This is a genomic window from Aeromonas sp. Prich7-2 (assembly GCF_017939255.1).
Lineage (GTDB): Bacteria > Pseudomonadota > Gammaproteobacteria > Enterobacterales > Aeromonadaceae > Aeromonas > Aeromonas caviae.
In genome coordinates this window covers 56,315-82,582 of record NZ_JAGKRI010000008.1, presented here as the reverse complement: position 1 = coordinate 82,582, position 26,268 = coordinate 56,315, and the positions used below count along the sequence as shown (strand labels likewise).

The window sequence follows — 26,268 nt, the reverse complement described above, 5'->3', positions numbered from 1 at the left end:
CCCGCAGGCGGAGGTGGTCTACGACCTGTTCCACGTGGTGGCTCGCTATGGCCGAGAGGTGGTGGACCGGGTGCGAGTGGAGCAGGCGAATGCACTGAAAAGCGATAAACCGGCGCGAAAAGTGGTCAAAAGTGCGCGTTGGTTGCAGCTACGTAATCGGGCGAAGCTGAGTGAAAAACAGGATGTGAAGTTGCAGGAGCTGTTGGCGGCGAATCAACCGCTGGCGATGGTGTACGTGCTGAAAGAGGCGTTGAAGGGCATCTGGTATGCGCCGAGCGTGTGGGAAGGATGGCGACGATGGCGGAGCTGGATGCGGCAGGTGAAGGAAAGCGGGCTAGCGCCGCTGCAACGATTTGGTCGAAATTTATCGAAATATATGCGGGGGATCCTGGCGAGTGCAAACTACCCGATGCACACGAGTGTGCTGGAAGGGGTGAACAACAAGATCAAAGTGATAAAGCGTATGGCATATGGATTTAGGGACTCAGAATACTTTTTTCTGAAAATCAAGGCGGCCTTCCCCGGAAAGCCGCGATGAACCATTTTTGTCAGCTTTGAAGCGCAGAAGTGTGAGGCGCATCAAGGAATTGGAAAGCGCTTTCGACCATAGTTGGCGCCTCCCCGGATGAGGGGACACCGGCTTGAAAGTACCGTAAAGAATCACCTTAACTGCACTCGGCTGCCATGCGGCGGGGCGCAACCAGGAGTCCACTATGTCTGATGTATTTCACTTGGGTTTGAAAAAAGCGGATCTGCAAGGCGCCACCCTGGCGATCGTCCCCGGTGACCCCGAGCGCGTGAAGCGCATCGCAGAGCTGTTGGACAACCCGGTGCACCTGGCCAGCCATCGTGAATTCACCACCTGGCGCGGCGAGATGGACGGCAAGGCCGTGATCATCTGCTCCACCGGTATTGGTGGCCCGTCCACCTCCATCGCGGTGGAAGAGCTGGCCCAGCTGGGTATTCGTACCTTCCTGCGCATCGGCACCACCGGCGCCATCCAGCCGCACCTGAACGTGGGCGACGTGATCGTCACCACCGGCTCCGTGCGCCTCGACGGTGCCAGCCTGCACTTCGCGCCGATGGAGTTCCCGGCTGTGGCCGACTTCGACTGCACCACTGCGCTGGTCAACACCGCCAAAGAGCTGGGCTCCAAGCTGCATGTGGGCGTCACTGCTTCTTCCGACACCTTCTACCCGGGTCAGGAGCGTTACGACACCGTATCCGGCCGCGTGGTACAACGTTTCCAGGGTTCCATGAAAGAGTGGCAAGCCATGGGCGTGCTGAACTACGAGATGGAGTCCGCGACCCTGCTGACCATGTGTACCAGCCAGGGCCTGCGTGCGGGCATGGTGGCCGGTGTCATCGTGAACCGTACCCAGCAGGAAATCCCGAACGCCGAAACCATGGCGAAAACCGAATCTGATGCCATCAAGATCGTGCTGGGCGCCGCCCGCAAGCTGATCTGATAGCCCTCTTTGTAACAAAGAGTACCGAGTGGGGGGTGGGGGCCGTTGCGAAAGCGCGGCCCCTATCTTTATCCGCCGTTTGCCCCTTTTGCCTTCCTGGCCCTGCTTTCCCCCTTCTTCGTTACTCCTGTTGCACCGTCATGGCCGCCAGTGCCTGCGCAAAGGGTGCCTCACAGCGGATCTGTACCGCTTCGCCGCTCACCGGGTGCACAAAACCGAGTTCACTGGCGTGCAGCATCAGTCTGGGGGCTCGTTCGCAGCCGGGCGGGAGCAGGCCGCCATAGAGATCGCATCCCAGGATGGGATGGCCCAGCCACTGGCTGTGGATGCGCAGCTGGTGGGTGCGCCCGGTTTCCGGTACCAGCCTGACCCGGGTCAATGGCACCGGCTGGCCTGCCCCCTCCAGGGTGAGCCGCTCCATTACCCGATAGCGTGAGCGGGCGGGCTTGCCGCTGGCGGCGCAGATGCTCATCAGCGGGAACAGCGCCGGATCCTTGGCAATGGATGCTTCGATGACGCCCTCATCCGCCGCCAGATGGCCGCAGAGCAGTGCCTCGTAAGCCTTGCTCACGGTGCGCTGGCTGAACTGGTGGCAGAGCAGGGCGTTGATGCTCTTGTTTCTGGCCACCACCATGACGCCCGAGGTGCCAAAGTCGAGGCGGTGCACCAGGGTGCAGCCGGGGTAATCCTGTACCAGCCGGTAATGGACCGAATCGAGGTTCTGCGGGTTCTTGCCCGAGAGGCTCAGCAGGCCGCTCGGCTTGTTGATGAGCAGCAGATGCGCATCCTCAAACAGGATCTCGATGGTGGCGGCGCAGGGCGGAGCAACAAAGGTGTCGATGATGGTGGACATGGGGCAACCGGACGATGAAGGGGGAGGGATCATACCCGAACGATGGCGGCGCGGCGAATCTGGGTGTCCGCTCCCAAGGCATATCGCCAAGTACTTGATCTCGTTGGTTGAGGCGTTTTGTGACTCCCTCCTGAGTTCATCTGGCCATCTCTTGCTAAGGTATGGCTCCCTGTCATGTTGTAAGGAGTCTGTCCATGGCGTTGCCCGTTATTCTCGATTGCGATCCCGGCCACGATGATGCCATCGCCCTTATTCTGGCGCTGGCGAGCCCCGAGCTGAAGGTGCTGGCGGTCACCACCAGCGCGGGCAACCAGACCCCGGACAAGACCCTCAACAATGCCCTGCGCATCCTGACCCTGCTCGGCCGCGACGACATCCCGGTGGCGGCGGGGGCAGCCAAGCCCCTGGCCCGTGAGCTCATCATCGCCGACAACGTCCACGGCGAATCGGGGCTGGACGGCCCAGAGCTGCCGGATCCCGCCTTTGCTCCCTGGGCGATGAGCGCCCTTGAACTGATGGCAAGATGTCTGCGCGAGAGCCCGGAGCCGGTCACCCTGGTGCCGACCGGGCCGCTCACCAACATTGCCCTCTTGCTGGCGGCCCACCCCGAGCTCAAGCAGAAGATCGCCCGCATCGTACTGATGGGGGGCGCCGCCGGTGCGGGCAACTGGACCCCCGCGGCGGAATTCAATATTTATGTGGATCCCGAAGCGGCCGATATGGTCTTCAAGTCGGGGCTGCCCATCACCATGTGCGGGCTGGACGTGACCCACGAGGCCCAGGTGATGGACGAGGATATCGAGCGGGTACGCGCCATTCCCAACCCGGTGGCGCAGTGCGTGGCACAGCTGCTCGACTTTTTCATGATCTATCATCGGGATCCCAAGTGGGGATTTGCTGGCGCGCCGCTCCATGACCCCTGTACCATCGCCTGGCTGCTGGCGCCCTCCCTGTTTCACGGGGTGGAGTGCCGGGTCGATATCGAAACCGGCGGGACCCATACCCTGGGCAGGACGGTGGTGGATCGCTACGACCTGACCGGCAAACCGGCCAATGCCCTGGTGCTGCTGGGGCTCGACAGGGTCGGTTTCATCGAGTTGCTGGTGCAGCGACTGCGCTCATTTGGTTGACATCCTGGACATCGGATAAGGGGTTGGGAATGTGGAAAGGGACGTTGGCGCTGCTGACATGCATGCAACTGACGGGTTGCGCGACCCCGTTCGAGAAGATGTGGCAGGGGCTGGCGACCTGCGAGCTGGATACCCTTCATCTCGACATCGAGACCGGGCGCCCGGCCAATCCGCAGCTCGCCATGTATACCCCTGACAAGGTGAGCGAGGGCTTTGCCTGGTACAAGGTCCATCAGGAGCTGCACGGCCTGCCCATCGTCGGTTTCCTGGTGCCGGCCTCCACCTTCGAGGTACATGCCCTCTTCGTGGATACCCCCATCGCCAATGCCCGCAGGCTGACACATAACGCCTATGGCAGCGAATTTTCCGACGAGAGGCTGCATGACGAGGGGATGGCCCCCCTGTTGCTGCGCGACCCCAACAATCCCAAGCGCTCCATCATCGACTGCACCCGGGGTGAGTCGGCGGAGCCGCTGCCGGAAGCGTCTTTCGGCGAAGGGGAGTGAGTCCGGGGGAGGGCAACGGGATATCAGGCCAGACAAGAAAGGGGCCAGCCGCAAGGCTGGCCCCTTCTCTATGGGAGCTGACCCGGGTCCGGGGTGTCAGGGATACCCCAGGGTCTGCCTGATAGCGGGAAGCTGCGCGGCAATCCAGGCCGGATTGATGGGCCCCCAGTCACTGATGCGGTAGTGCCCCTGCAGATGGCGAGCCCCCTCGGTCTGCTCGAAGGCGCACTGGATGTCGAGCTCAGCCAGGGCGCTGAGGGTGTCCTGGGCGGTGCGGCGCGGCATGCCGGTCGCCTCCATGATGGCGGGCACGGTGTCCGTGCCCTGACTGATGAGGTGAGCCACGTAGAGCCGGCGATAGAAGCTGGTGCGGGTCTTGCTCGGCTCGCTCATATCTCGTCCTCGAGGCGATCGAAGTAGCGCCAGGTGGCGATGGCCGCCTTGCCCATCACCAGGGCCCAGACACCGAACCAGAACCAGCGGAAGAAGCTCCAGGTGGAGGCATCGGGCTCGGTGCTCGCGATCTTGGTGACGTTGGGGAACATGGAGAACATGTTCACGCGCCAGCCGTAGGAGGTAATGATGGCCAGGCGTTTTTCGAACTCCATGGACTTGGCCTTGGCCTGGACGTCGGCGGCGTTGAACTTGAAGTAGAAGGGCCAGCCCCATTCGGTGTCTTCATTGCGAAACACCCGGATCTTCTCGCCGGGGCGCTCGGTGTAGATGTAATAGACGTCGGTGGTGGGGCCGTCAGCCGGGTTCTTCTGGCTGATGGGGCCATCCTTGTCGGTGCGCTTCACCTCCACCCCGGTGATGGTGGCGATGGTGTGTTCCGGCAGATAGAAATCGAGCCAGAGTGCGGAGAGCAGGGCGATGAGGCCGAGCGTGATAAAAGCGGGTTTCTTGAACTTCAGGCTCATGATGATCTCTCGATGAGGGGGAGTGACGTGCCTCTACCATACCCACATTTGCGAATGCAGCCCAGCCCCCAATGACACCTTGATGGCAAAAACCCGTTTTAAACAGGAGGCGTGAAGGGGGAGGGGCAAGTGCGGGGCCAGCGCCGGGCCCCGCGGTATCGAAGAGACCCTCTTGGGATCAGAGCTGGAACTGGGCGAGCTGCCTGCGCTGCTGCTCGGCGAGCTGTGACAGTTCGTGACTGGCGGCGGCACTCTGGCTGATGCCGGCAGCGTTCTGGTTCACGATCTCGTGGATGTTGGTGAGGTTGCGGCTGATGTCGGCGGTGACGCAGGATTGTTGTTCTGCCGCGGTCGCCACCTGGGCGTTGGCACCGTTGATCTGGTTGACCGCGTCCGTGATGCCTCCCAGCAAGGCCTGTACCTCGGCGGAGAGCTGCTGGTTGTGGCCAAGGATCTCCAGGGTCTGCTGCACGCCGCTGTTGGCGGAGAGGGACTGGCTCTGCAACTGCTCGATGATGGCCTGGATCTCCTTGGTGGAGTCCTGGGTACGGGCGGCCAGCAGGCGCACTTCGTCGGCCACCACCGCAAAGCCGCGGCCGCTTTCACCGGCGCGGGCCGCCTCGATGGCGGCGTTGAGGGCCAGCAGGTTGGTCTGCTCCGAAATGCTCTGAATGACTTCGATCACCTTGCCGATCTGCTCGGACTGGGACTTGAGCCTGGCCACCACAGTCGCGGCGTTCTCCAGACTGCCCGCCATGCGGCCGTTGGCCTCGATGCTTTCGGCAAACAGGGTCAGCCCCTGCTCGACCCGACTGTTGGCATCCCGGGCCAGCTCGTCGGCCAGGGCGGCATTGTGGTTGACGTTGTCGGCAGTGCTGGCCAGCTCGGTGACGGCGGAGGCCACCTGTTCGGTCTCACCCCGCTGCTGCTGGGCGTTGACCTCTGCCTGGGTCATCACAGCGGCAAGCTCGGTGGCGGCGGAGGCCACATTGCCGCTGATGCCGGTCAGGGTCTGGATGGTGTTGGCAAGCTGGCTCAGGGTCCGGTTGATATCGCTGGCGAGCTGGCCCAGCTCGTTGTTGCCTTCGGCATTGGCACGCACGTTGAAGCGGCCGAGGGCGACGGCGTGCATCACCTCCTGCAACTGGCCGATGGGCTGCACGATGCGCCCGGAGATCCACCAGCCACCCAGCAGGGCCGCGATCAGGGTGCCCCCCATCAGCAGCAGGGTGCGCAGCAGGGTCGCGCGGTAGTGGGCCTGCTCCTCGGCAATCTCAGTCTGGGTCAGCTGATTGATGTGGACGGACATGGCATCGATCTGCTTGATGAGCGCCTCCCCCAGATCGCGAAAGTGCAGGCGGGCCTGCTCATAGGCGGCGGGATCGCCACTGCCTTGGTACTTGGCGGTCAGCAGGGGCAGCATGCTGCTGCGGGTATGGCCGAGGTAGGCCTGCAGGGCGGCCGCGACCTGACGGTTGTCCTGCTCGGCACCGGTGACAACCAGTCTGGTCAGGATGGCGCCAATCTCCTGCTCGGCGGCGGAGAGCTGGGCCGGCAACTGGGCGAAGAGGGCCTCATCGTAGAGGCCGTAGATGGCGTTGGTGCGCAGCCGGTAGGTGGCGTGGATCAGGGCCGCGATGTCGTCCTTGTGGCGGGTGACGCTGGCGGTGGTTTCATTCATGTCCTGAATGGCACCGTCGATTTCCTGTTTGCTGATCACGGCCATCAGCAGCATCAACAGGCTGGCGAGCAGGAGAGGGATAAGCACTTGAAGACGAATGGACAGATTATTCAATGACATGAAAGATCCTAACCCGAAAGAGGAGTGAGGCGGCATCTTACACAGGCGCGACAATCCTTGTCACAGGGTTTTTAATGCTGAATTCTTGCTGAATGAAAAGGTTTTTCTTGTGTTAAAAGAGTGTGATAGGCAAGATCGTCTGCTTGTTACCCTGGAGGTGTAGTGTGTCCGACTGGATTGATCCCGCCATCTTGGCGCTCTTTATTCCCACGTTCTTTTTTGTCTCAGTAACCCCCGGTATGTGCATGACCCTGGCGATGACCCTGGGCATGAGTCTGGGGGTGCGCCGTACCCTGCACATGATGTGGGGGGAGCTTGTCGGCGTCGGCCTGGTCTCCGTGCTGTCGGTGGTCGGGGTGGCGGCAGTCATGCTCAACTACCCGGCCCTGTTCTCTGCATTCAAATATGTAGGTGGCGCCTACCTGGTCTGGCTTGGCATCCAGATGTGGCAGGCCAAGGGCAAGATGGCCATCCCGGCGGATCTCTCAGCGGGCCAGCAGACCAGCCCCATGGGACTGGCCGTGCAGGGTTTCGTGACCGCCATCGCCAACCCCAAGGGGTGGGCCTTCATGGTCTCCCTGCTGCCCCCCTTCATCAATGCGGCCAAGCCGATGGCACCCCAGATAGGGGCCCTGGTCGCGCTCATCCTGGTCATCGAGTTCTCCTGCCTGATGCTCTATGCCAGCGGTGGCCGCACCTTGCGCCATTTCCTCGCCAAGAGCGGCAATGTCACTCTGATGAACCGGATCGCGGGCTCTCTCATGCTGTTTGTCGGGGTCTGGCTGGCCTTCGGTTAAACACCCGCTCAATCTGCCGCCCTATGTGACGCCATGGGGCACCTGAAGAGAGATGATGCAAAAAGGCCACCTCCCTGCCCGGGAGGTGGCCTTTTACATGGGCCCGTTTTTTTATGAACCCACTTTTCATGGACTCATGAGGTCAGTCGGTCAGGCAGTCCGGATCGAACACGTACTCCCCGGCCAGCCAGCGCAGGATCTCGTTCACGCAGGCCTGATCCTGGAACGGCAGGTAGCGGCTCTTGAGATGGATGATCTGCTCGGGGGTGAGCTGGGCCAGACCGATGTCCTGGAAGAGCGGCAGGTCTGCCTGGATCATGGCGGAGATCTGCGGCCCGCAGGTGGCGTTGAGGGAGGCGTGCAGCGCCTTGTCAGGATCGTACTGCTTGCCGAGCTTGTAGCTCATGGGCAGGGTGGCGAGCGGCAGTGCCGAGAGGGCCGCCTGCTTCATGGGATTGACCGTATGGCCGCTCACGAGATCCGCCAGCTCTGCCGGACGGTTTTCGAAGGCGCGCAGGTGCAGGAAGCTGCTCGCCTTGCTGCCGTCATTGACCGGATAGTTGTCCCACAGGAAGGGCTTGCGATGGAGCCAGTCGGCGGCCTGTTTGAGGTGGGCAGCCGGATACTCGGTGGAGCAGACTTTGGGGCCGGTCCAGAAGACATCGATGCGCCTGTCGAGCCCCTGACCCAGATCCTGCAGATAGTGGGGGGGCATGGCACCGAACACCTTCTCCAGCACCGGATCCGTGCTGTAGTAGCTGGGGCAGAACAGCAGGCGGCCTGCGTCGGTGTGGGCCGCGATGTCGTGGGCGATGGTGAGCTGCCAGTGGGCGAGATCCGGGGTGTCCCCCTTCATGTCGTCAAACAGGATCGCCAGGATATCGGGCTTGAGCGCCTCCTCGATGAGCCTCACCTTCTCCAGCAGGGCGGGTCGCTGGCGGGCATAGTCGTGATGGGCCCCCATGGGGCTCAGGCCCACCCCGAAGGCCAGACCGTTCTCCCGGCACTGGCGGGCGAGCTGGCACAGGGCTTCAAGCTGGTCGGCGGGCCAGGGTGTGGCCCAGTGCTTGCGCAGGTAGCCGTCTTCCTTGGGGGCGTAGAGGTAGAAGCCATAGCCGTGGCGGGGCAGCCACTGGGCGTAGCGGGCACGGGCTTCCCAGCTCCAGCCCTTGCCAAAGAAACCCTCGATGAGGCCCAGCTTGGGCGAGGGAGGATACAGACCGGACAACAGGGTTTGATAAGGCATGGTTCACTCCCTTCTCACACAAATGCGGGCTACGATGGCCGGCGCCTAGACGGGGTCTTCTTCCAGGAAGCGCACCCCTATCTTGCGGGGTTCACCCTCTTCCATTTCCGCCACCGTCCAGAGCAGTCCCTGCCAGGCGACATGGTCACCGACCACCAGATTATCGCCCAACTGATGGGCAATAAAATCGCCGAGGCTCTGATCCGCCACCTCGCTCACATCCAGCCCGTAGAGCGGGGCGAGATCCACCAGCCTGGCGTTGGCCTCCAGCAGGAAGTCACCGAAGAAGCGCGGGCCCAGATCCTGCTCCGGCGCCTGGCTGAAGAGCTGACCGAGGGCGGGCAGGTCGTGCTCGTGGCCGATGACGCAGAGGATGTCATCGGATTGCAGGCAGGTACTGCCCGAGGGGTGGAGCAGCTCCTGGCCGCGGAACAGGGCGCAGATGCGGGTGCCCTGAGGCATGCGCAGCTCCCGCAAGGGGGAGCCGATGCACCACTTCTCGGCGCTCAGGCGATAGACGAAGGTCTCCCACTGGCTGTCGAGATCGATTTCCAGCCCAGAGCGGTTGATGGGAGAGGGCGGTGCGGGCACCTCCACTCGCGCCAGCTTTGATGCCAGCGGCAGCGAGCTGCCCTGCAGGATGAGCGAAACCAGCACCACGAAGAAGGCGACATTGAAGTAGAGCTGGGCATTGGGCAGCCCCGCCATCATGGGGAAGACCGCCAGGATGATGGGCACGGCGCCGCGCAGCCCCACCCAGGAGATGAACCAGCGCTCGCGCGGCGCGAAGTTCTTGAACGGCAGCAGTCCAATCCAGACCGACACCGGACGGGCAAACAGGATCATCCACATGGCCAGGGCCAGTGCCGGCAGGGCGATGGGCAGCAGCTTGTGGGGCGAGGCGAGCAGCCCCAGCACCAGGAACATGCCGATCTGGCTGAGCCAGGTCAGGCCGTCCAGCACGGAGAGGGTGGTGCTGCGGCTGCGCAGGGAGAGGTTGCCAAGCAGCAGGCCGGTGAGGTAGATGGCGAGGATGCCGCTGCCCCCCACCGCCGTGGTGAGGGCGAAGATGAGCAGGCCGCCGCTCACAGTGAGCAGGGGATAGAGACCGGGGGCGAGCTTGGCACTGTTGATGAGCTTCCACAGCAGCCAGCCCCCCGCAAGGCCGATGCCAGCGCCCAGACCAAACTGCTTGACGAGTTGCAGCAGCAGGAAGCCGGCATCCAGCCCCTGCTGGGCGGTGGCCAGCACCTCGATCAGGGTGACGGTGAGAAAGACCGCCATGGGATCGTTGCTGCCCGATTCAATCTCCAGGGTGGCGCTGACCCGCTCGTTGAGGCTGCGCCCGCCGAGCAGGGAGAAGACCGCCGCCGCATCGGTGGAGCCGACGATGGCACCGATGAGCATCCCCTGCATCAGGTTGAGGTCGAACAGCCAGGCGGCGGCGAGGCCCGTGAGGCCTGTGGTGATGGCCACCCCGACCGTAGCCAGCGAGAGCGCGGGCCAGAGCGCGACCCGAAAAGAGGAGACCCGGGTGCGCATGCCGCCGTCCAGCAGAATGATGGCCAGTGCCAGGTTGCCCACCAGGTAGGCGACCGAGTAGTCGGCGAAGTGGATGCCGCCGGGACCATCCTCACCCGCCAGCATGCCGACGGCGAGGAAGATGACCAGGATGGGGATGCCGACTCTGGAGGAGAGTGCGCTCAACAGGACACTGGCGCCCACCAACAGGGCACCGATGAAGAAGAAACTGTTGACGGTGGTGGCATCCAATGGCGAACTCCTTATGGCGGGCTGCAAAACAGGCACATTATATGCAGATTGACCCCCTTTGTGTGGCTTAATTGTGCATTGTTTTGCAGTTTTTTACGTTTGTTGCGCAGTTTTCAAGCAGGGCGAGGGCGGCGTGCCCGCGCGGGAAAGCGCAGGGAAAGGGGGCAATGGATGGGGCTTTCAGTGCAGGCAGAGGGGGGCGGCAGAGGGCGAAAAAATACCGTGGACGGGAAGGGTGCAGGAGCGCCGACGGGCTCCTGCGAGGGGGTCAGTCGTCCTCGTCGTCCTTGACCTCCCGGATCTTGTCCTTGTACTTGGGCAGTTGTTTCTCGAGCTGCTTCATGTCCTTGATGGCGTTGAGAAACAGGCCGAGCAAAAACAGCAGCGGCAAGCCTATCCATAACCACAAGCTCATCAGAATCTCCTTTCGTGGTGTGCCGGGGTGACATAGCGGGCCAGGATCTCGTCGAGATGAGCCAGGATGCACTCCTTGCCTTCAATATCCGCCCGTTCCAGACAAAGCGCCAGCGCCGCCGGATCCAGGGCCAGCCCGTCGGATTCGGGCGCGAAGCTCAGGTGCCAGGGCTCGTAGGCCACCCCCTGATCCGGTTGCTCCCCTTTTGCATAGGGCAGGAAGAAGCCGAAGTCGTTCATGTGATCGTCCAGCCATTCGCGCAAATCGGCAAACCAGCCGCCCGCCTCGTACTCCCAGGGTTCCAGCGCGAGCCGGGTGCCGGCGGGCAGGCAGTCCGGATCGTAGATGTCGAGATCCGTGCCCCAGTGATGGCGGCTGGTGCCGGGCAGGGCGCTCCAGTGCAGGATGGCGTGCAGTCGCTCGGTCTCGCCCAGTTGCAGGGCATCGAGGGGCTGGTTGTGCGCATCCAGCAGAGGGCGCTCCCCGCGCCATTTGCCGTTCCAGATGGCGAGCTGGCGCTCGAAGCCGCGCCAGCTGGAGGCCGCCTGCAGGTTGAAACCGGCATGGGCGGCAGCCACCTGCATGTCGTTGAAGGCCGCCGCGGTGGCGGCGGTCAGACGATGGGGGCCGCGCCCCACCAGGATGAGGTGGCTCTCATCCAGCCCAAGCAGTTGATCCTGATTCATGGTCTGGTCTCTCTTGTCCGGAGCACCGCTCATGCCAGCAGTCGTGCCAGCACCCCTTGGTACATGTCCGCCAGCAGATCCAGATCGTCCGCCTTCACGCACTCGTTCACCTTGTGGATGGTGGCGTTGACCGGGCCGAGCTCGATGACTTCCGCCCCGGTGGGAGCGATGAAGCGCCCATCGGACGTGCCCCCCGTGGTGAGCAGGGCCGGCTGCTGGCCGTTCACTGCCGCCACGGCGGCGACGGTGGCTTCCAGCAGGGCGCCGGTGTCCGTCAGGAAGGGCTGGCCGGAGAGGGTCCACTTCAGCTCGAAGTCCAGGCCGTGACGGGTCAGCAGCGCCTCGACCCGCTCGCGGATAGCCGCATCGGTGAGCTCGGTGCTGAAGCGGAAGTTGAACTGGACCTGCAACTCCCCCGGAATGACGTTGGAGGCGCCGGTGCCGCCCTGGATGTTGGCGATCTGGAAGCTGGTGGGGGGGAAGTAGGCGTTGCCCTTGTCCCACTCGATGGCGGCGAGCTCCGCCAGCGCCGGTGCCGCCTTGTGGATAGGGTTGTCCGCCAGATGGGGGTAGGCGACGTGGCCCTGCACCCCGCGCACCAGCAGATCGCCAGTGATGGAGCCGCGACGGCCGTTCTTCACCACGTCCCCGACCTGGGCGGTGGAGGAGGGTTCGCCGACGATGCACCAGCGGATCTTCTCGTTGCGTGCCTCCAGGGTGTCGATGACGCGTACCGTGCCGTTGATGAAGGGCCCCTCTTCATCCGAGGTGATGAGAAACGCGATGGAGCCCTTGTGGTCCGGGTGCTCGGCCACAAAGCGCTCGGTCGCCACCACCATGGCGGCCAGGGACCCCTTCATGTCGGCGGCGCCCCGGCCATGGAGCATGCCGTCCTTGATGGTCGGCTCGAATGGCGGGGTGTCCCACTTCTCCAGGGGGCCGGCGGGTACCACGTCGGTGTGGCCGGCGAAGCAGAAGAGGGGACCCTCGCTGCCACGGCGTGCCCAGAGGTTGGTGGTGTCCTCAAAGACCATGGGTTCGATGACGAACCCCAGGCGCGCGAGGCGCTCCGCCATCAGGGTCTGGCACCCTTCATCCAGGGGGGTCACGGAGGGGCGGCTGATCAAATCCTTGGCCAGTGTGATGACGTCCGACATCGGTGTTCCTTAACAGAAAAAGTTAACGGGAGAAGAGGGATTGATAGAGGTCTGCCTTGAAGCCCAGGGTCAGGGTACCGTCCTGGTCCAGCAGCGGGCGCTTGATCATGGCCGGGTGGGCCAGCAGCAGGTCACGGGCCTTGGCGGTGTCGAGCCCCTGTTTTTCTGCTTCCGGCAGGGCGCGGAAGGTGGTGCCACGGGTGTTGAGCAGGGCTTCCCAGCCCAGCTTGGCGAGCCAGAGATCGAGCTGCTCCGGGCTCAGGCCGTCGGCGCGGTGATCGTGAAAGCGGTAATCGATACCCGCCTCCTCCAGCCACTTGCGGGCCTTCTTGATGGTGTCGCAGTTTTTGGGGGAAATGCCGTAAAGAACGACTTTGCACTCGGTTTTGTTTTCCATGGAGGTCACCGTGGTTCCGTTTGATGGGCAGTAGCATACAGACGATCACCATGCGTGGAAACGGGGTGGCTTGGGGCTGGTCGTCTGGCGATGGGCTGGTTCTGCTGCATCGTGGTTTCTTCGGCAAAAATAACTTCAACTGAATATTGTGTAAAGTGCCGATCTACTGGTAGGCTCATCCCATCTTAATTTTCAGCCGTGCTCACTTGCTTCCGATGTGAGCCAATCGCAAAGGAGTTGCCATGAGTCACCCCATCAAAGCCTATTCCTATATTCGGTTCAGTACCCCCAAGCAGGCGCAAGGGGATAGTTATCGCCGCCAGCTTCAGCAAGCTATGGATTACTGTGCTGAGCACAACCTCCAGCTTGATGACAAGACGATTGATGATTTCGGCACGAGTGCATTTCGTGGTGCCAACATGTCTGAAGGGGCGTTAGGTCGCTTCGTTGATGCTGTGAAGCATGGTGAGATTGAACAGGGGTCATACCTGCTGGTTGAGTCAGTAGATCGTCTGAGCAGACAAGCAGTAGAAGAGGCCCTTGAACAGTTCCTGGCTATTGTGAGGGCGGGGATTGTCATTGTAACCCTCTCCGATAAGCAGGTCTTTCGTAGAGGTCAGGTGGACTTCACCAAGCTGATAGTCTCAATCGTCTACATGGCCCGTGCTAATGATGAGTCAGAGATGAAAAGCCGTCGGAGCCGTGCAGCATGGTCAAATGGCCGTGAGCAGGCAAGAAAGAACAACAAAGTGATAGCTAACTCCCGTCTACCTTCATGGCTCACTAGGGATGGGGAGCAGATCGTCCCTATCTCCGAACGAGTAGCTATTGTGAACGAGATGTTTGAAATGGCGAAGTCAGGCTGTGGCTATGAGCAGATTGCCAAGGTTTTCCTAGAAAAGGGCTACAAAACATTCGGCAAAGAGGCTGACTGGCGTCCGGCAGGTATTCAAGCGGTCATCAAGAGTCAAGCGGTGATCGGTGTTTTCCAACCACATGTTATCGAGAACGGTGAGCGAGTGCCTGCTGATGAGCCAATCTTGGGGTACTACCCCACGATAGTCTCCCCAGCCTTGTTTGAAGAGGTGCAACACCTTATCAGCAAGAGAAACAAGCATAGTGGTTCCTATCGCAAGGGAACCTTTAACAATCTCTTCAGTGGTGTACTTCGCTGTCAGTGTGGTGAGTCATTACGTTATCAAAACAAAGGGCGAGCAGGGAGCCCAAGAAACTATCTGGTTTGTCCCAAGCAAAACACCGCTGGGTGCAAATTACCGAACATGCTTTACGACAAGATTGAACCACAACTTTTGCAAGCAGTGTTCTTGCTGAACAGGGTAATGAAGCAACGGGTTGAGGGGGAGGATAAAACAATCGCTCTTAGAACCACGCTAGCCGAATTACGAGTTCAGCTAGAGGTTGAGACCCAGAAGAGAAAGAAGGCAGCTCAACTTGTGCTGGATAACGATAATGATGCGGATTATCGAGTCTTGTTCGAGCAATGCAAGAAGAAGACGCAAGCCTTAGAAAAGCAAATTCAACGAGCTGAAAGTGACCTTATGAGCCGGGAGCTATCAGTGAAAACGCTCCAATACTTCGTAGCTCCTGAAGACCTTCGCAGTACGGAGCAACGCCAACGATTCAACGGTCAGTTGAAAACAGCGTTGAAGGAAATTCGATTCCGCTTTGATGGCGGCTATCTGTGGGCTGAGTATATGGACATTGATGGTAGTCGCGTGTTGACGCAGACCTTTGAAGACAAGTTGGCGGGGAGTTCGATTTATGACGGGTCTAGCTACCTAGTAAGAAAGACTCAAACTGAAGCTCCTTATGGTGTTGACCCTTCTGTTATGCAGCAAGAGATGGACGATTACATTCGAAATCTCCAGAAGAATGATGATGGTACAGATCCGGATTTCGAAGATTTGAGCTCGGCATATTCCAAGTAAAAAGCTGTCAGGAGGCGCTATTGAACATGACAGCAATTTTCATTGGCCAACCTGCCCGAGGAATCATCGACCCAGAAGCATTGCTATCTCAGATACCTGGGTTCAGCCAGCGAAGCACTCGGCGGTACAGTCAGTACGTCAGGCGGGCAATCAACAACATCCGGCAGGTGCGAGGACTCGACCTGCCGGAGGTTCCCGAACCGGATAATGGATTGGGGACATGGACTCCCTCACAAGCCTTGGCTGTGTTGACCTATGGCCCCAGCTCTCACCTGAACGCAGCGTTGATAGCGGAGATCGAGCGGTTGACCGGACAATCATTACCACGAGAGGAAGGTCAGAGCCGCTATGAGGCAGCATTTTACACAGAGTACCTAGTTTCGCTGCTTGCTTGGTTTGAAGAACAGCAGCCGGGTTTGCGAATCGAAGTGATCCCGCAGTCCGCTTGCGGCCCTTACCGAATAGATTTCCGAGTCGATTTTCAGTGGTTCGACCCGGATGGAAAATATTTTGACCGACCGATCCGGCAGGAAACGTACTTGCTGGAGTTTGACGAAGCCTATCATCTGGAGCCCGCGAACCGCCATGCAGACCAACAGCGTGATGCCTACATTGAGCAGCAGACGGGCCTCAGACCGCTCAGGATACGCCACGAGGAACAGGAGCTGTGGGTAACCATCTGTCGTGCTCAGGGACGCATCCTAAGCGTGGAGGGGTACCTGCAAGGACTGCTGGAGATGATGAAATGGCGACAGGAGGAGGGGCATATCTATATCACGCGGAAGTCTGCACAGAGTGCTTATACCTGCGATCCTGCCGGGTATCTGCGATATCCCGCTCAACCGGGACGAGACCTGAAGGCAGTTGCAGAGCGGCTTGATTGGCGATTTCGTAAGGGGCATAGCGACAACCTGCCGCATCACCGTCTGACCCCGCCGCGAGTGACTGCCAATCGACACATTTCGGGGTGATGTGTCTGGTCGATTTGAGTCTCATCGACACATCCAACAACGTGTTCATGGGCTTTTCGGCTGCATGTGTCTGGTGTGTCGCCTGTTCCAGCCCGATATAGATACCCGTTTTGTTACTCAGAGACTTATCTATTTACTGCACCGAGGGGGGAGCCTACCAGCCACCCGGAGGAGAGATTCCGAGATGATTGCAACGAACTTGCCCGGTTGATTGCCCGGCCAAAACAATCCCAAACCCCACCAGCTTAAGGAAATCAAGCAGGCAATATTGAGACCCTACGCCGGTATAAGAAAGATGAGATCAACCCCATCGGAGAGCCGCATGGAATACATCACATCTGGCCCCTTGTCGGGAGCCATCCAGCAGGGAGAAGGCGTATGAATGAGCAGCAAGGAAATCCGTTACTGAAAGCGTTGGAGGCGGCACTGCTGGCAGCCTTGGGCGTCCTCATCAAGGAGGCCGTCAACTCGATGCAGACACCGCCACCCCCGCCGAAGGAGCCGGACGCTCAATAGACCATGCCCGTGTGACAGACTGGAAGCCCTCCGGCAACCCCTCTCACACGGGTTGGTTTTCAGGTTTTGACACGTTTTTCTTGCAGGGTCTTGAGTCTATTGGGAGGCTATTATGGCAATCATCGGGTATGCCCGTGTCTCGACCACGGGGCAATCGCTGGAGCAGCAACTGATAGCTCTGGCGGAGTGCGAAAAAGTATTCCAGGAAAAAATCAGCGGGAGCAAGACGGATAGGCCGCAACTACAAGCAATGCTCGAGTTTGTCCGCTCTGGGGACATGCTAAAAGTGACAAAACTGGATCGACTCGCTCGAAACACCCGTCACTTGCTGGAGATCACAGATCAGCTACATGCTAAAGGGGTCACATTGCAAATCCAGAATCTGGGCATCGACACGGCGACACCAACGGGTAAGCTGATGCTGACCATGATTGGGGCCATTGCCACGTTCGAGCGGGAGATCATGCTGGAGCGGCAAGCGGAGGGGATCGCCTTAGCGAAGGCCAAAGGGATCTATAAGGGCCGTAAGCCGACGGCGATGGAGAAACGGGATGAGGTGCTTAGGCTGCTCTCTGAAGGTGCTACCAAAGTATCCGTTGCCAAACAATTAGGGAAAGTGCGAACAAGTATCCCACGAACAAAAAATGAAAATTTTAGTCATTTAATATCAATGGGTTACCAGTAAATGCTCTCGTGCCATATGACTTATTCGCACCTTCCTTAGGGATTAGTGTATCAAGTGTTCACAGAATGGTTATTCTGGCACAGTGACTATATTATGCGAAATTGTGAGACTTTAATGAAAGCTAAAATATTAATCCTCATAAGTCCTATATTAATGATGGCCTGTTCAAATAGTTCTGGCGTTTTTAGAACAGGGGAGAATAAGTATGAAATATCAACTCGTGCCACATGGGAGTTAGGTGGCCGAGCTGGTGCACGAAAAATGGCATTGGAAGAGGCAACTGTCCATTGTCAAAAAGAAGGGAAAAAATTAAAATTGCTTGAGCAAAGTGAAGGTTATGGCCATTTTGAAGGCGGTACGGTCGACCTACAGTTTAGTTGTGAATAGAGTTGCGGTGTTGTTTCAATAAAAATCAACCTAAGTCATCCATTTATATCTAAGAGTGGCTTGGCTTCTAACTATGGCCCACAATTGTGGGCTATTACTTACTCACACCATACGTCACAAGTGTCATTGTTGCGGTCTATGTTAAGGAGTTCTGCACTTGTACAAATACCATCAGGGCTGCCATCAAGAAACTTAACCTGATCACCTTCCTCCCATCCGAGACAGTATGTTTGGGCCTTAAATTTCTCGCTATTTATAACGAAAAACTCATCATTATAGGCTACTTCTATTTCGTAATGGTCGCCAGAGGAACGTGTATTGCTACCAGCCTCAACTTTCATAATAATGTCGCAGCCAAAATCTCTCCATTTTTTTGAACGTATAAGAGAGGCAGAACGTTGATTCATCATGGCAGCATCTGCTTGATAGCACTGCATATTTGTTCCGCAGTTCGTATTTAATTTTGAAGTAACTTCATTTGAAAATAGGCCTAAGCAATAGGCTTTATTGCTCTGATAGTGTGCCTCGCTATTAAAACCAAGCTGCTTCGCCAATACATCCACCTGAGGATTTGCGTAAGCTATATTCATGATGAAAACGAGAAGTATATAAAATGCTTTCACATTGATGGAATTACAGCTCTTCATGGTTTTCAACTCTTCCCTGAAATACCCTGCCAGTATTACAGAAATACGGCGTGATGACCAATTATATCAAAGGTAAAAAATAGAAATTCACAATGCTATATGCCATCGCTTCAAAAAACTACGAGCAAGTTGAATGCCGTACATCGTGATGGTCATGAGTGATGTTCCTTTTGCTGATACGGCTCTTCCATCAAAAACAGCTCGCAGTTCTTGATGCCATAGAGGGTGGTGGCCATGGGGGATCCTTTGTCTGCGGGCCGGCGGCCCTGAAATCGTGCAAGGGCCCGATTCTGGCATTGTGGCCCCCCCATGGCAACGCTCATGGCCGGATGGGCTGGTTTTACCAGTCAGGCCGAATGGAGAAGGGAGGGAGCCGCGCGCCAGCACACGCTGGTCTGGGACGGGATGCGCTGCGGTATCAAAGGGGGAGACCGGGGGCAGGAGGCCCTTATGCTGCACGCCTGGCCGGATAGGACGACAGGGGGCAGGGCGCCTCACAGGGACACACACCTGGCCTGGGGCTGGGGAAGAAACGGTGGGGGCCAAAAACCAGAACGCGCCTGCTGGTATGGGCGCGTTCCGGATTCAGGGGGCGGCACTCAGTGCAGGGTGGTCCACTCGTGATCGAAGACCCGTGCCCGCTCCCAGGGGGCATCCGGCAGGCTGGAGGAGAGGCCGGCGTATTTGCCCACGTCATCCATCACGATGGCGGAGAGAATGGGCAGGTGATTTTCGGTGCAATACATGCGGATGCGTTGCAGCAGGGTGCGCAGTTCATCCTGGCACTGCTCCAGCCCGGCCTGCCTGGCCAGTTTGGAGTAACGAATGGTGGTGCGTTCCTTTGCAGACTCGACGAGGATGTCCCACAGCTTGCAGTCGCAGGTCGGGGTGCCTGCGGTGGCTTGGTTTGTCATAACTCTCTCCGGTGCGAAATGGTCGCTCTGTGTCGACGGGCATCTTGGCCAGTTCACCCCGGCGGGATGTTGATCCAACGCAAACAAAGTGGCGGTTGTCGGTCAGGGATACCCTGGGGAGCATTCTAGATCCAGTTTAGTGATGTTAAATGTCGTTTTTGGTTTTATTTTTGGAGTAAAAATCTACAACCGTTTGATTTTTCCATCTTTATTGATGGTGATCAAGAGGAAAGGGGAGATCCACCACTAGATTGCGCTTCTCGATAATCTTGTCAGGAGTGCACCTTGGAACTCGTCTTCGTCTTGCTCGTGCTGATCGCCGTGGTCTACGGCATCATCAAGGATTACAACCCGCAGGCGGTGCTGGCGCTGGCGGGCATGGCCCTCTTCACCGTCGCCTACTGGCTGGGATTGCACCCCATACTGCCCGCCGACAAGAGCACCGGGTTTGCCCTGTTCGATCTGTTTGAGGTGTTCAAGGGGATCTTCTCCTACCGGGCGGCGGGCCTTGGCCTCACCATCATGGCGGTGGCCGGCTTTGCCACCTACATGTCCCACATCGGCGCCTCCCAGGCCCTGGTGCGGGTGGCGGTCAAGCCGGTGGCGGGCATCCAGTCCAGCTACCTGATGCTGGCCATCTGCTACCTGGTGGCGGTCTTCGTCTCCCTGTTCGTCACCTCTGCCACCGGCCTCGGCCTGCTGTTGATGGTCACCATGTACCCTGTGATGCGCAACCTCGGCATCAGCCCGGCTTCCGCCTGCGGCGTCATCGCCACCTCCCAGGCGTTCGAAATCGGCCCGACCCAGACCAACGCCATCTTCTCCGCCGGCCAGTCCGGCATGGATCCCACCAGCTATTTCGTCGACTACCAGATCTGGCTGGTGGCTCCCATGTTGCTGGTGACCATGGTGCTGCACTTCTTCTGGCAGCGGCACTGTGACCGCCAGGAGGGCTGGGATCCGGCCCTGCATCGCGGCGAACACGCGGAGCTTGACGAGCAGGGGGCGGACGAGGTGGCCGCGCCAACCTGGTACGGCCTGCTGCCCATCATCCCCTTCGTGCTGATGATGACCTTCTCCAAGCTGCTGGTGACCAGCATCAGCGTCAGCGTGGAGGTGGCCATGCTGCTGTCGGTCTTTATCGGCATGCTGTGCGAGCTGCTGCGCACCCGCTCGGTGCGCACCGCCTTCGCGGGGCTGTCGAGCTTCCTCGACGGCATGGGCAAGGTGTTCGGTCCCGTGGTGGCGCTGATCGTCTGTGCCGAGCTCTTCGCCGAATCCCTCAAGGCCATCGGCGCCATCGACACCCTGCTGCACTCTGCCAGCAATGCCGGCATCGGCAGCGGCCTGATGACCCTGGTGATGGTGGGGCTCATCATGGTGGCGGCGGTCATCATGGGCTCGGGCAACGCGGCCTTCCTCAGTTTCTCCTCCCTGGCCCCCGCGGTGGCGGCCAAGTTTGGCGTGCCGGCGGTGACCATGCTGCTGCCGATGCAGCTCGCCTCCAGCATTGGTCGCACCGTCTCCCCCATTGCGGCGGTGCTCATCGCCTGTGCGGGCATCGCCAAGGTCTCTCCCTTCGTGGTGGTCAAGCGCACCAGCGTGCCCATGGCGGGGGCCCTGGTGACGGCGCTGCTCCTCAACTATCTGCTGTTCATGTAAAGGCTCTGGTGTAGAGGTGGCGGCCAGTTGATCCACGCTGGCCGACCGCCGTTGACGAGGCGGCGCCGAGTGCCCGCCCACTCTTATCGTTGCAAAAACAGTCTGTGTTTTACGCAGATTGTTCCATGGAGAAGACAATGAACGACCTCAAGCGCCCGTTTTCCCTCGATACCTATCTGGCGGATCTGGCCCCGCTCATCAACCTCGACTGCGGCACCCGCACCCCGGCCGGGGTGGCCCGGGTCGCCGACATCATGACGGAGAAATATGAGGCCATCGGCTGGCAGGTGACCCGCCACCAGTTCGCCGCCGAGTGCGGCCCTTGCCTGGAGGCAACCAATGCCCCGGGGGCGGAGCACTACGATGTCATGCTGGTGGGCCACATGGACACCGTCTTCCCCGAGGGGACGGCGGCCAAGCGACCGCTGAAAATCGAAGGCAATCAGGCCTTTGGCCCCGGCGTCTCGGACATGAAGAGCGGCCTGCTCTCTACCTGGTATGCCTTGAAAGAGCTGGACCCGGCCGTGCTGGCCAGGCTCAAGGTGCTGGTTTGCTGCAACTGCGACGAGGAGATTGGTTCCCCCTGGTCCAAAGAATGGCTGGTGAAAAAAGCCAAACAGAGCGGCTGCGTGCTGGTGGCCGAGGCGGCCCGCCCGAGCGGGGATCTCATCAGCGCCCGCAAGGGCAATGCCAAGTACCGCATCACCTTCCACGGCAAGGCCTCCCATGCAGGCTCGGCCCTGGCACAAGGGATTTCCGCCATCACGGAGCTGGCCCACTGGGTGCTCGCCATCAACGAACAGGTCAACATGGAAACCGGCACCACCATGAACGTGGGGGTGGTGCAGGGGGGCACCGGCGTCAACGTGGTGCCCGACTTTGCCGAGGCGATCGTGGATTTGCGCTTCTGGCGCAACGAAGAGGCGCAGGCGGTGCACGACCGGCTCACCTTCATGGCCAACAACCCCTTCCTCGCCGGTTGCCGGGTCGAGGTGGCGCGCCAGAGCTTCAAGCCCGCGATGCGCCCGAGCGGCGACACCGAGGCCCTGATGGCACTGGTGGAGGCGGCAGGCAGGGAGGAGGGAGTCCCCTTCACCTGGCTGGAGGCCGGTGGCGGCTCCGATGCCAACTTCACCGCGGCGGCCGGGGTGCCGTCCCTCGATGGCTTCGGCCCCATGGGGGGCGGCTTCCACTCGGAGGCGGAGTTCCTGCTGCTGGAGAGCATCGAACCGCGCATCCGCCTGCTGAAGCGGGTGTTGGGCAAGCTGGCCAACTAGGTCAACGTTAAGGACAAGCAAAACGGGAGGCCAGCGCCTCCCGTTTTTTATGTGTCGCCCTCGTGAGAGGTCATTCCTCGTCCTCCAGCAGATAGGCGAGGTGCTCCTGGCGCGCCACCTGCCAGTGGCCGAGCGTCAGCGGCGCCGTAAACCCGGGGCCGTCGGTCACCATGGTGTGGTACTCCCCCTGCTCGCCGCAGGCATCGAAGCCATCCCGATCCGCCAGTTGCTGCAGATCGCTGAGGGTGCCAGCATCGAGCCTGCGCCCCACCCACTCGGGGGCCAGTACCCGGGTATCGACGCAGGAGAGGTGGGCGACGATGCCGCGGGCCAGCATGTCCGCCAGCAACGCCTCGCGGGGTTGCTGCCAGAGCGGGGTGTGAACGGTGAGCCCCAGGGGGCGACAGCGCTCGCGGATCCAGTTCGGCGCGCCCCCCACGCTGTCGATGTCGCCGGTGACGACCCCATCGAGTTGCCACTCCTCTTTCAATGCCGCCAGGGCCCGCTCATAACCGAGATCGAAGGGCGCTTCGATGGTGACCAGCCGATGGGGCAGTGCGAGGGCCGCCGCCTGACGGCGAACCTGTGACAGGGGATGGGCGAGAAAGCGGGGCGCTGGCGGGGCAAAGGTGATCAGGGCCACCACCTGATGGCCCGCCTCCCGGGCGTGGCAGAGGGCCTGCATGGCATCTTTGCCGCCGCTCCAGAGCAGGATGACGCGAGACATGGGGGATTTCCGCAAAGAAAAGAGGGCTCATGCTACCCAGAGTGGGGGGCGATGGCAAAGCGCGGGTCGGAGATGCGGGGATAAAAAAGCGGCTCCCACGGGGGAGCCGCTCGCACTGGATGCCTGTTACAGCAGGATGCTGGTCAGGATGAAGCCCAGGGTACAGGAGGTCACCACCCCGATGAGGCCCGGAATGATGAAACTGTGGTTGATGATGAACTTGCCAATGCGGGTGGTGCCGGAGCGGTCGAAGCCGATGCAGGCGAGATCGCTCGGGTAGGTCGGCAGCACGAAGTAGCCGTAGCTCGCCGGCAGGAAGGCGATCAGCAGTTTGGGTTCGACCCCCAGCGCCAGCCCCATGGGGGCGATGGCGGTGAGCGCCGCGGCCTGACTGTTCACCAGCTTGGAGATGAGGAAGAGCACCAGGGCGTAGGTCCAGGGCTGGGCCTGTACCACGTGGGCCAGGGTCTCCTTGAGCAGCGGCATGTGGGCCTGGAAGAAGGTTTCACTCATCCAGGCGACCCCGAACACGGAGAAGATGGCGACCATGCCCGCCTTGAAGACGGCGCCGTTGGCGATCTCCCCCGGCTTGACCTTGCAGCGCATCAGTATGATGGCGCCGGCGATCAACATCATCATCTGGATCACCAGGTTCATGGAGAGGGGGCCCGTCTTCTCCTTGATGGTGAAGACGGGGCGCAGCGCCTCATCGGCCCCCAGCAGCACCACGGCAGCGATGGCGGCGAAGAAGATCCAGGTGGACCAGTAGGCCTCTTTAGGGAACTTGGTGTTGAGCAGGGTTTCACCACCGCCGTAGATGAAGTCGCGCTGGGCAGGGTCCTTGATCTTGGCCTGGAACTCCTCGTCCTTGTCCAGATCCTTGCCGCGGCGCAGGCTCCACAGGGCCGCCATCATGACACCCGTGAGCGAAGAGGGGATGGCCACCATCAGGATGTCGAGCAGACCGTAAGCCTGACCCACGCCGTGAGCCGCCGCCAGGATGGAGACCATGGAGACCACGGCCACCGAGACCGGCGAGGCGCAGATGGCCATCTGGGAGGCAACGGACGCCACTGCCATGGGGCGCTCCGGACGGATGTTCTTTTGCAGCGCGATGTCGGCGATGATGGGGAACATGGTGTAGACCACGTGGCCGGTGCCGCACAGGAAGGTGAGGGTCCAGGTCGTGAGCGGCGCCAGCAGGGTGATGTACTGGGGGTGGCGGCGCAGCAGACGCTCGGCCACCTGCATCATCAGGTTGAGACCGCCGGCGGTCTGCAGGGTGGCGGCGCAGCCAATGACCGCCAGTATGGTCAGCATCACCTGCACCGGCGGCTCGCCCGGCACCAGGCCGAAGACGAAGGTCAGCAGGAACAGACCGATACCGCTGATAAGACCCAGCCCCATGCCCCCGAAGCGGGTACCCAGCAGCAAGCAGCCGAGTACCACCAAAAATTCCATCAAGATCATTCCATTACCTCGTGTGTTTTATCCATGTCCCCATCGGCCAGCTGCCCGGGATCCGCTGTCATCAATTACCCCTGAAGGGTTAATGGATATTTTGTCACCCCTAAAGGGGTAAAAAATTGCGTTGCTTCAACAACCGGCTTTTTTCCGATTTAAGTGCATAAAAACTACGGTTCAGCCCTTGAACAGGGGACCGCTTCCTGGCGCACACCAGATAAATGACGGGAAAGATGGGGGAGCGCGCAGGGTTTGGAATGCAAAAGGCGGGAATGACAGGTGCGGGAAGAGCGAGGCGGGCATAAAAAAAGCCGACCCCGGGGGTCGGCTTTTGCACGGTGCGAGTGGGCGGGTCGCCTTAGAACTCGGCGGTGCGGGGAGTACGGGGGAAGGGGATCACGTCGCGCACGTTGCCCATGCCGGTCACGTAGACCACCAGGCGTTCGAAGCCCAGACCGAAGCCGGAGTGGGGCACGGTGCCGTAGCGACGCAGATCGCGGTACCACCAGTAGTCTTCCTTGTTCAGACCCATCTCGGCCAGACGGGCATCCAGCACCTCGAGACGCTCTTCACGCTGGGAGCCGCCGATGATCTCGCCGATCCCCGGGGCCAGTACGTCCATGGCGGCAACGGTCTTGCCGTCGTCGTTGAGGCGCATGTAGAAGGCCTTGATGTCCTTCGGGTAGTTCTTCACCACCACCGGGGACTTGAAGTGCTCCTCGGCCAGGTAGCGCTCGTGCTCGGAGGAGAGGTCGATGCCCCAGGAGACCGGGAACTCGAAGCTCTTGCCGCAGTTTTGCAGCACGTCGATGGCGTCGGTGTAGTCAATCTGGGCGAAGTCGGAGGCGACGAAGCGCTCCAGACGGCCGATGGCGTCCTTGTCCACGTGCTGGGCGAAGAACTCCAGATCGTCGCGGCGCTCGGTCAGCACGGCGTTGAAGACGTACTTCAGCATGGCTTCGGCCAGGGCGGCGTTGTCTTCCAGATCGGCGAAGGCCACTTCCGGCTCCACCATCCAGAACTCGGCCAGGTGGCGGCTGGTGTTGGAGTTTTCGGCGCGGAAGGTCGGGCCGAAGGTGTAGACCTTGGACAGGGCGCAGGCGTAGGTTTCGACGTTCAGCTGGCCGGACACGGTCAGGAAGGTCTCCTTGCCGAAGAAGTCCTTGTCGTAGTCCACCTTGCCTTCGGGGGTGCGCGGCAGGTTTTCCATGTCCAGGGTGGAGACGCGGAACATCTCGCCGGCCCCTTCGGTGTCGGAGGCGGTGATGAGGGGCGCCGCGATCCAGAGGTAGCCCTGTTCGTGGAAGAAGCGGTGAATGGCCTGGGAGAGGCAGTTGCGCACCCGGGTCACGGCACCGACGATGTTGGTGCGGGCACGCAGGTGGCCCTGCTCGCGCAGGTACTCGATGCTGTGGCGCTTGGCAGACATGGGGTAGGTGTCCGGATCTTCGACCCAGCCCACCACCTTGACCTCGGTGGCCTGCAGTTCGAACGCCTGGCCGCTGCCCTGGGACTCGACCACGGTGCCGGTCACTTCGACGGAGCAAGCTGTGGTCAGACGTTGCACTTCATTCTCGTAATTGGCCAGGGTATTGGGGGCGACGGCCTGCACCGGATGGAAGCAGGAGCCATCGGAAACGGCCAAAAATGAGATCCCCGCCTTGGAATCGCGGCGGGTCCGGATCCACCCTTTCACAGTCAGGGTGGTGCCGACCGAATACTTACCGGCCAGCACATCAACTACGGATGCGTGCGTCATCGAAATATTGTCTCCAGCTTGTTCTTGCAGCGCTATTTGCAACACTAGGGGTCTGGCCCGGGCGCAGTTGGCCCACCATGGCAGACTAAGCCGTTCATCTTACCCGCGCAGGTTTGATAAACAAGCAAAAATGTCGGACCCTTGCGGGGATTTCCCCATG

At 60.4% G+C, this 26,268-nt stretch carries 26 protein-coding genes and 1 pseudogene; 12 read left to right on the top strand and 15 right to left on the bottom strand.

Annotated elements, in window-relative coordinates:
* Positions 1-538: pseudogene (locus J9892_RS02350) on the top strand (ISL3-like element ISAeme19 family transposase); the annotation flags it as partial.
* Between the two features lie 175 nt (positions 539-713).
* Entirely contained in the window at positions 714-1,469 is a 756-nt protein-coding gene (udp, locus tag J9892_RS02345; protein WP_010674037.1) for a uridine phosphorylase, read from the top strand.
* 121 nt (positions 1,470-1,590) lie between these two features.
* On the opposite strand, the gene J9892_RS02340 is transcribed toward udp, so the two are convergent.
* Complete coding sequence (locus J9892_RS02340; RefSeq protein WP_210537966.1) at positions 1,591-2,355, bottom strand: RluA family pseudouridine synthase; 765 nt, start codon at positions 2,353-2,355, stop codon at positions 1,591-1,593.
* 161 nt (positions 2,356-2,516) lie between these two features.
* On the opposite strand from J9892_RS02340, the gene rihA reads away from it, so the two are divergent.
* Together rihA and J9892_RS02330 are read left to right on the top strand one after the other, a co-directional pair.
* Entirely contained in the window at positions 2,517-3,452 is a 936-nt protein-coding gene (rihA, locus tag J9892_RS02335; protein WP_201889836.1) for a pyrimidine-specific ribonucleoside hydrolase RihA, read from the top strand.
* A 29-nt stretch (positions 3,453-3,481) separates the two neighbouring features.
* Entirely contained in the window at positions 3,482-3,958 is a 477-nt protein-coding gene (locus tag J9892_RS02330) for a hypothetical protein (RefSeq protein ID WP_045525252.1), read from the top strand.
* Between the two features lie 96 nt (positions 3,959-4,054).
* Here the strand turns inward: J9892_RS02330 and J9892_RS02325 are convergent, their stop codons facing one another.
* The 3 genes from J9892_RS02325 to J9892_RS02315 all read right to left on the bottom strand — a co-directional run bounded on the left by J9892_RS02325 (position 4,055) and on the right by J9892_RS02315 (position 6,679).
* The gene (locus J9892_RS02325) at positions 4,055-4,351 is read right to left on the bottom strand and encodes a winged helix-turn-helix domain-containing protein (protein WP_128313897.1); all 297 of its coding nucleotides are present in this window, start codon (positions 4,349-4,351) and stop codon (positions 4,055-4,057) included.
* On the bottom strand, positions 4,348-4,878 hold the full coding sequence (locus J9892_RS02320) for a DUF1523 family protein (protein WP_039039880.1): 531 nt from the start codon (positions 4,876-4,878) through the stop codon (positions 4,348-4,350). The genes J9892_RS02325 and J9892_RS02320 overlap by 4 nt, the downstream gene beginning before the upstream one ends.
* Before the next feature lie 178 nt (positions 4,879-5,056).
* Positions 5,057-6,679, bottom strand: coding sequence for a methyl-accepting chemotaxis protein (locus J9892_RS02315; protein ID WP_210537965.1), 1,623 nt, complete (start codon positions 6,677-6,679; stop codon positions 5,057-5,059).
* Positions 6,680-6,843: 164 nt separating this feature from the next.
* Here J9892_RS02315 and J9892_RS02310 point away from each other — a divergent pair, with 164 nt between their 5' ends.
* Positions 6,844-7,476 carry a LysE family translocator gene (locus tag J9892_RS02310; RefSeq protein ID WP_039039878.1) on the top strand — a complete coding sequence of 211 codons (633 nt, stop codon included), beginning with the start codon at positions 6,844-6,846 and terminating at the stop codon, positions 7,474-7,476.
* A gap of 142 nt (positions 7,477-7,618) precedes the next feature.
* Here J9892_RS02310 and J9892_RS02305 read toward each other — a convergent pair whose 3' ends face one another.
* The 6 genes from J9892_RS02305 to J9892_RS02280 form a co-directional block, all read right to left on the bottom strand.
* Positions 7,619-8,722, bottom strand: a complete 1,104-nt coding sequence (locus J9892_RS02305) for a beta-N-acetylglucosaminidase domain-containing protein (RefSeq protein ID WP_210537964.1) — start codon at positions 8,720-8,722, stop codon at positions 7,619-7,621.
* 45 nt (positions 8,723-8,767) lie between these two features.
* On the bottom strand, positions 8,768-10,495 hold the full coding sequence (locus J9892_RS02300) for a potassium/proton antiporter (RefSeq protein ID WP_010674047.1): 1,728 nt from the start codon (positions 10,493-10,495) through the stop codon (positions 8,768-8,770).
* Positions 10,496-10,763: 268 nt separating this feature from the next.
* Positions 10,764-10,910: a hypothetical protein gene (locus J9892_RS02295; protein WP_010674048.1), complete on the bottom strand. Its 147-nt coding sequence runs from the start codon at positions 10,908-10,910 to the stop codon at positions 10,764-10,766.
* On the bottom strand, positions 10,910-11,596 hold the full coding sequence (locus J9892_RS02290; RefSeq protein ID WP_029314223.1) for a M15 family metallopeptidase: 687 nt from the start codon (positions 11,594-11,596) through the stop codon (positions 10,910-10,912). Before J9892_RS02290 ends, J9892_RS02295 begins: the two co-directional genes overlap by 1 nt.
* A gap of 29 nt (positions 11,597-11,625) precedes the next feature.
* Positions 11,626-12,753 (bottom strand): succinyl-diaminopimelate desuccinylase, encoded by a 1,128-nt coding sequence (gene dapE / locus J9892_RS02285; RefSeq protein WP_039039875.1) that lies wholly within the window; start codon positions 12,751-12,753, stop codon positions 11,626-11,628.
* Positions 12,754-12,775: 22 nt separating this feature from the next.
* Positions 12,776-13,150: an ArsC family reductase gene (locus J9892_RS02280; protein ID WP_053288949.1), complete on the bottom strand. Its 375-nt coding sequence runs from the start codon at positions 13,148-13,150 to the stop codon at positions 12,776-12,778.
* 242 nt (positions 13,151-13,392) lie between these two features.
* On the opposite strand from J9892_RS02280, the gene J9892_RS02275 reads away from it, so the two are divergent.
* The 5 genes from J9892_RS02275 (at position 13,393) to J9892_RS02255 (ending at position 17,658) form a co-directional block, all read left to right on the top strand.
* On the top strand, positions 13,393-15,099 hold the full coding sequence (locus J9892_RS02275) for a recombinase family protein (RefSeq protein WP_210537963.1): 1,707 nt from the start codon (positions 13,393-13,395) through the stop codon (positions 15,097-15,099).
* Between the two features lie 26 nt (positions 15,100-15,125).
* Entirely contained in the window at positions 15,126-16,070 is a 945-nt protein-coding gene (locus tag J9892_RS02270; RefSeq protein ID WP_210537962.1) for a hypothetical protein, read from the top strand.
* Positions 16,071-16,448: 378 nt separating this feature from the next.
* Positions 16,449-16,586 (top strand): hypothetical protein, encoded by a 138-nt coding sequence (locus J9892_RS02265; RefSeq protein ID WP_010674054.1) that lies wholly within the window; start codon positions 16,449-16,451, stop codon positions 16,584-16,586.
* A 112-nt stretch (positions 16,587-16,698) separates the two neighbouring features.
* Positions 16,699-17,271, top strand: coding sequence for a recombinase family protein (locus J9892_RS02260; RefSeq protein WP_210537961.1), 573 nt, complete (start codon positions 16,699-16,701; stop codon positions 17,269-17,271).
* A gap of 114 nt (positions 17,272-17,385) precedes the next feature.
* Positions 17,386-17,658 (top strand): hypothetical protein, encoded by a 273-nt coding sequence (locus tag J9892_RS02255; RefSeq protein ID WP_210537960.1) that lies wholly within the window; start codon positions 17,386-17,388, stop codon positions 17,656-17,658.
* 98 nt (positions 17,659-17,756) lie between these two features.
* Here the strand turns inward: J9892_RS02255 and J9892_RS02250 are convergent, their stop codons facing one another.
* Together J9892_RS02250 and J9892_RS02245 are read right to left on the bottom strand one after the other, a co-directional pair.
* A complete protein-coding gene (locus J9892_RS02250) occupies positions 17,757-18,305 on the bottom strand; it encodes a hypothetical protein (protein ID WP_210537959.1) in 549 nt (182 codons plus the stop codon).
* A gap of 599 nt (positions 18,306-18,904) precedes the next feature.
* Positions 18,905-19,219 (bottom strand): hypothetical protein, encoded by a 315-nt coding sequence (locus J9892_RS02245; protein WP_010674057.1) that lies wholly within the window; start codon positions 19,217-19,219, stop codon positions 18,905-18,907.
* Between the two features lie 285 nt (positions 19,220-19,504).
* Here J9892_RS02245 and dcuC point away from each other — a divergent pair, with 285 nt between their 5' ends.
* Positions 19,505-20,881: a C4-dicarboxylate transporter DcuC gene (gene dcuC / locus J9892_RS02240; protein WP_039039873.1), complete on the top strand. Its 1,377-nt coding sequence runs from the start codon at positions 19,505-19,507 to the stop codon at positions 20,879-20,881.
* Positions 20,882-21,018: 137 nt separating this feature from the next.
* Positions 21,019-22,158: a M20 family metallopeptidase gene (locus J9892_RS02235; protein ID WP_210537958.1), complete on the top strand. Its 1,140-nt coding sequence runs from the start codon at positions 21,019-21,021 to the stop codon at positions 22,156-22,158.
* A gap of 70 nt (positions 22,159-22,228) precedes the next feature.
* Here J9892_RS02235 and J9892_RS02230 read toward each other — a convergent pair whose 3' ends face one another.
* The 3 genes from J9892_RS02230 to asnS form a co-directional block, all read right to left on the bottom strand.
* The gene (locus J9892_RS02230) at positions 22,229-22,885 is read right to left on the bottom strand and encodes a hypothetical protein (protein WP_103259793.1); all 657 of its coding nucleotides are present in this window, start codon (positions 22,883-22,885) and stop codon (positions 22,229-22,231) included.
* 126 nt (positions 22,886-23,011) lie between these two features.
* Entirely contained in the window at positions 23,012-24,355 is a 1,344-nt protein-coding gene (locus tag J9892_RS02225; protein WP_039039870.1) for an anaerobic C4-dicarboxylate transporter, read from the bottom strand.
* Positions 24,356-24,707: 352 nt separating this feature from the next.
* Positions 24,708-26,108: an asparagine--tRNA ligase gene (gene asnS / locus J9892_RS02220; protein ID WP_039039869.1), complete on the bottom strand. Its 1,401-nt coding sequence runs from the start codon at positions 26,106-26,108 to the stop codon at positions 24,708-24,710.
* Positions 26,109-26,268 lie beyond the last annotated feature (160 nt).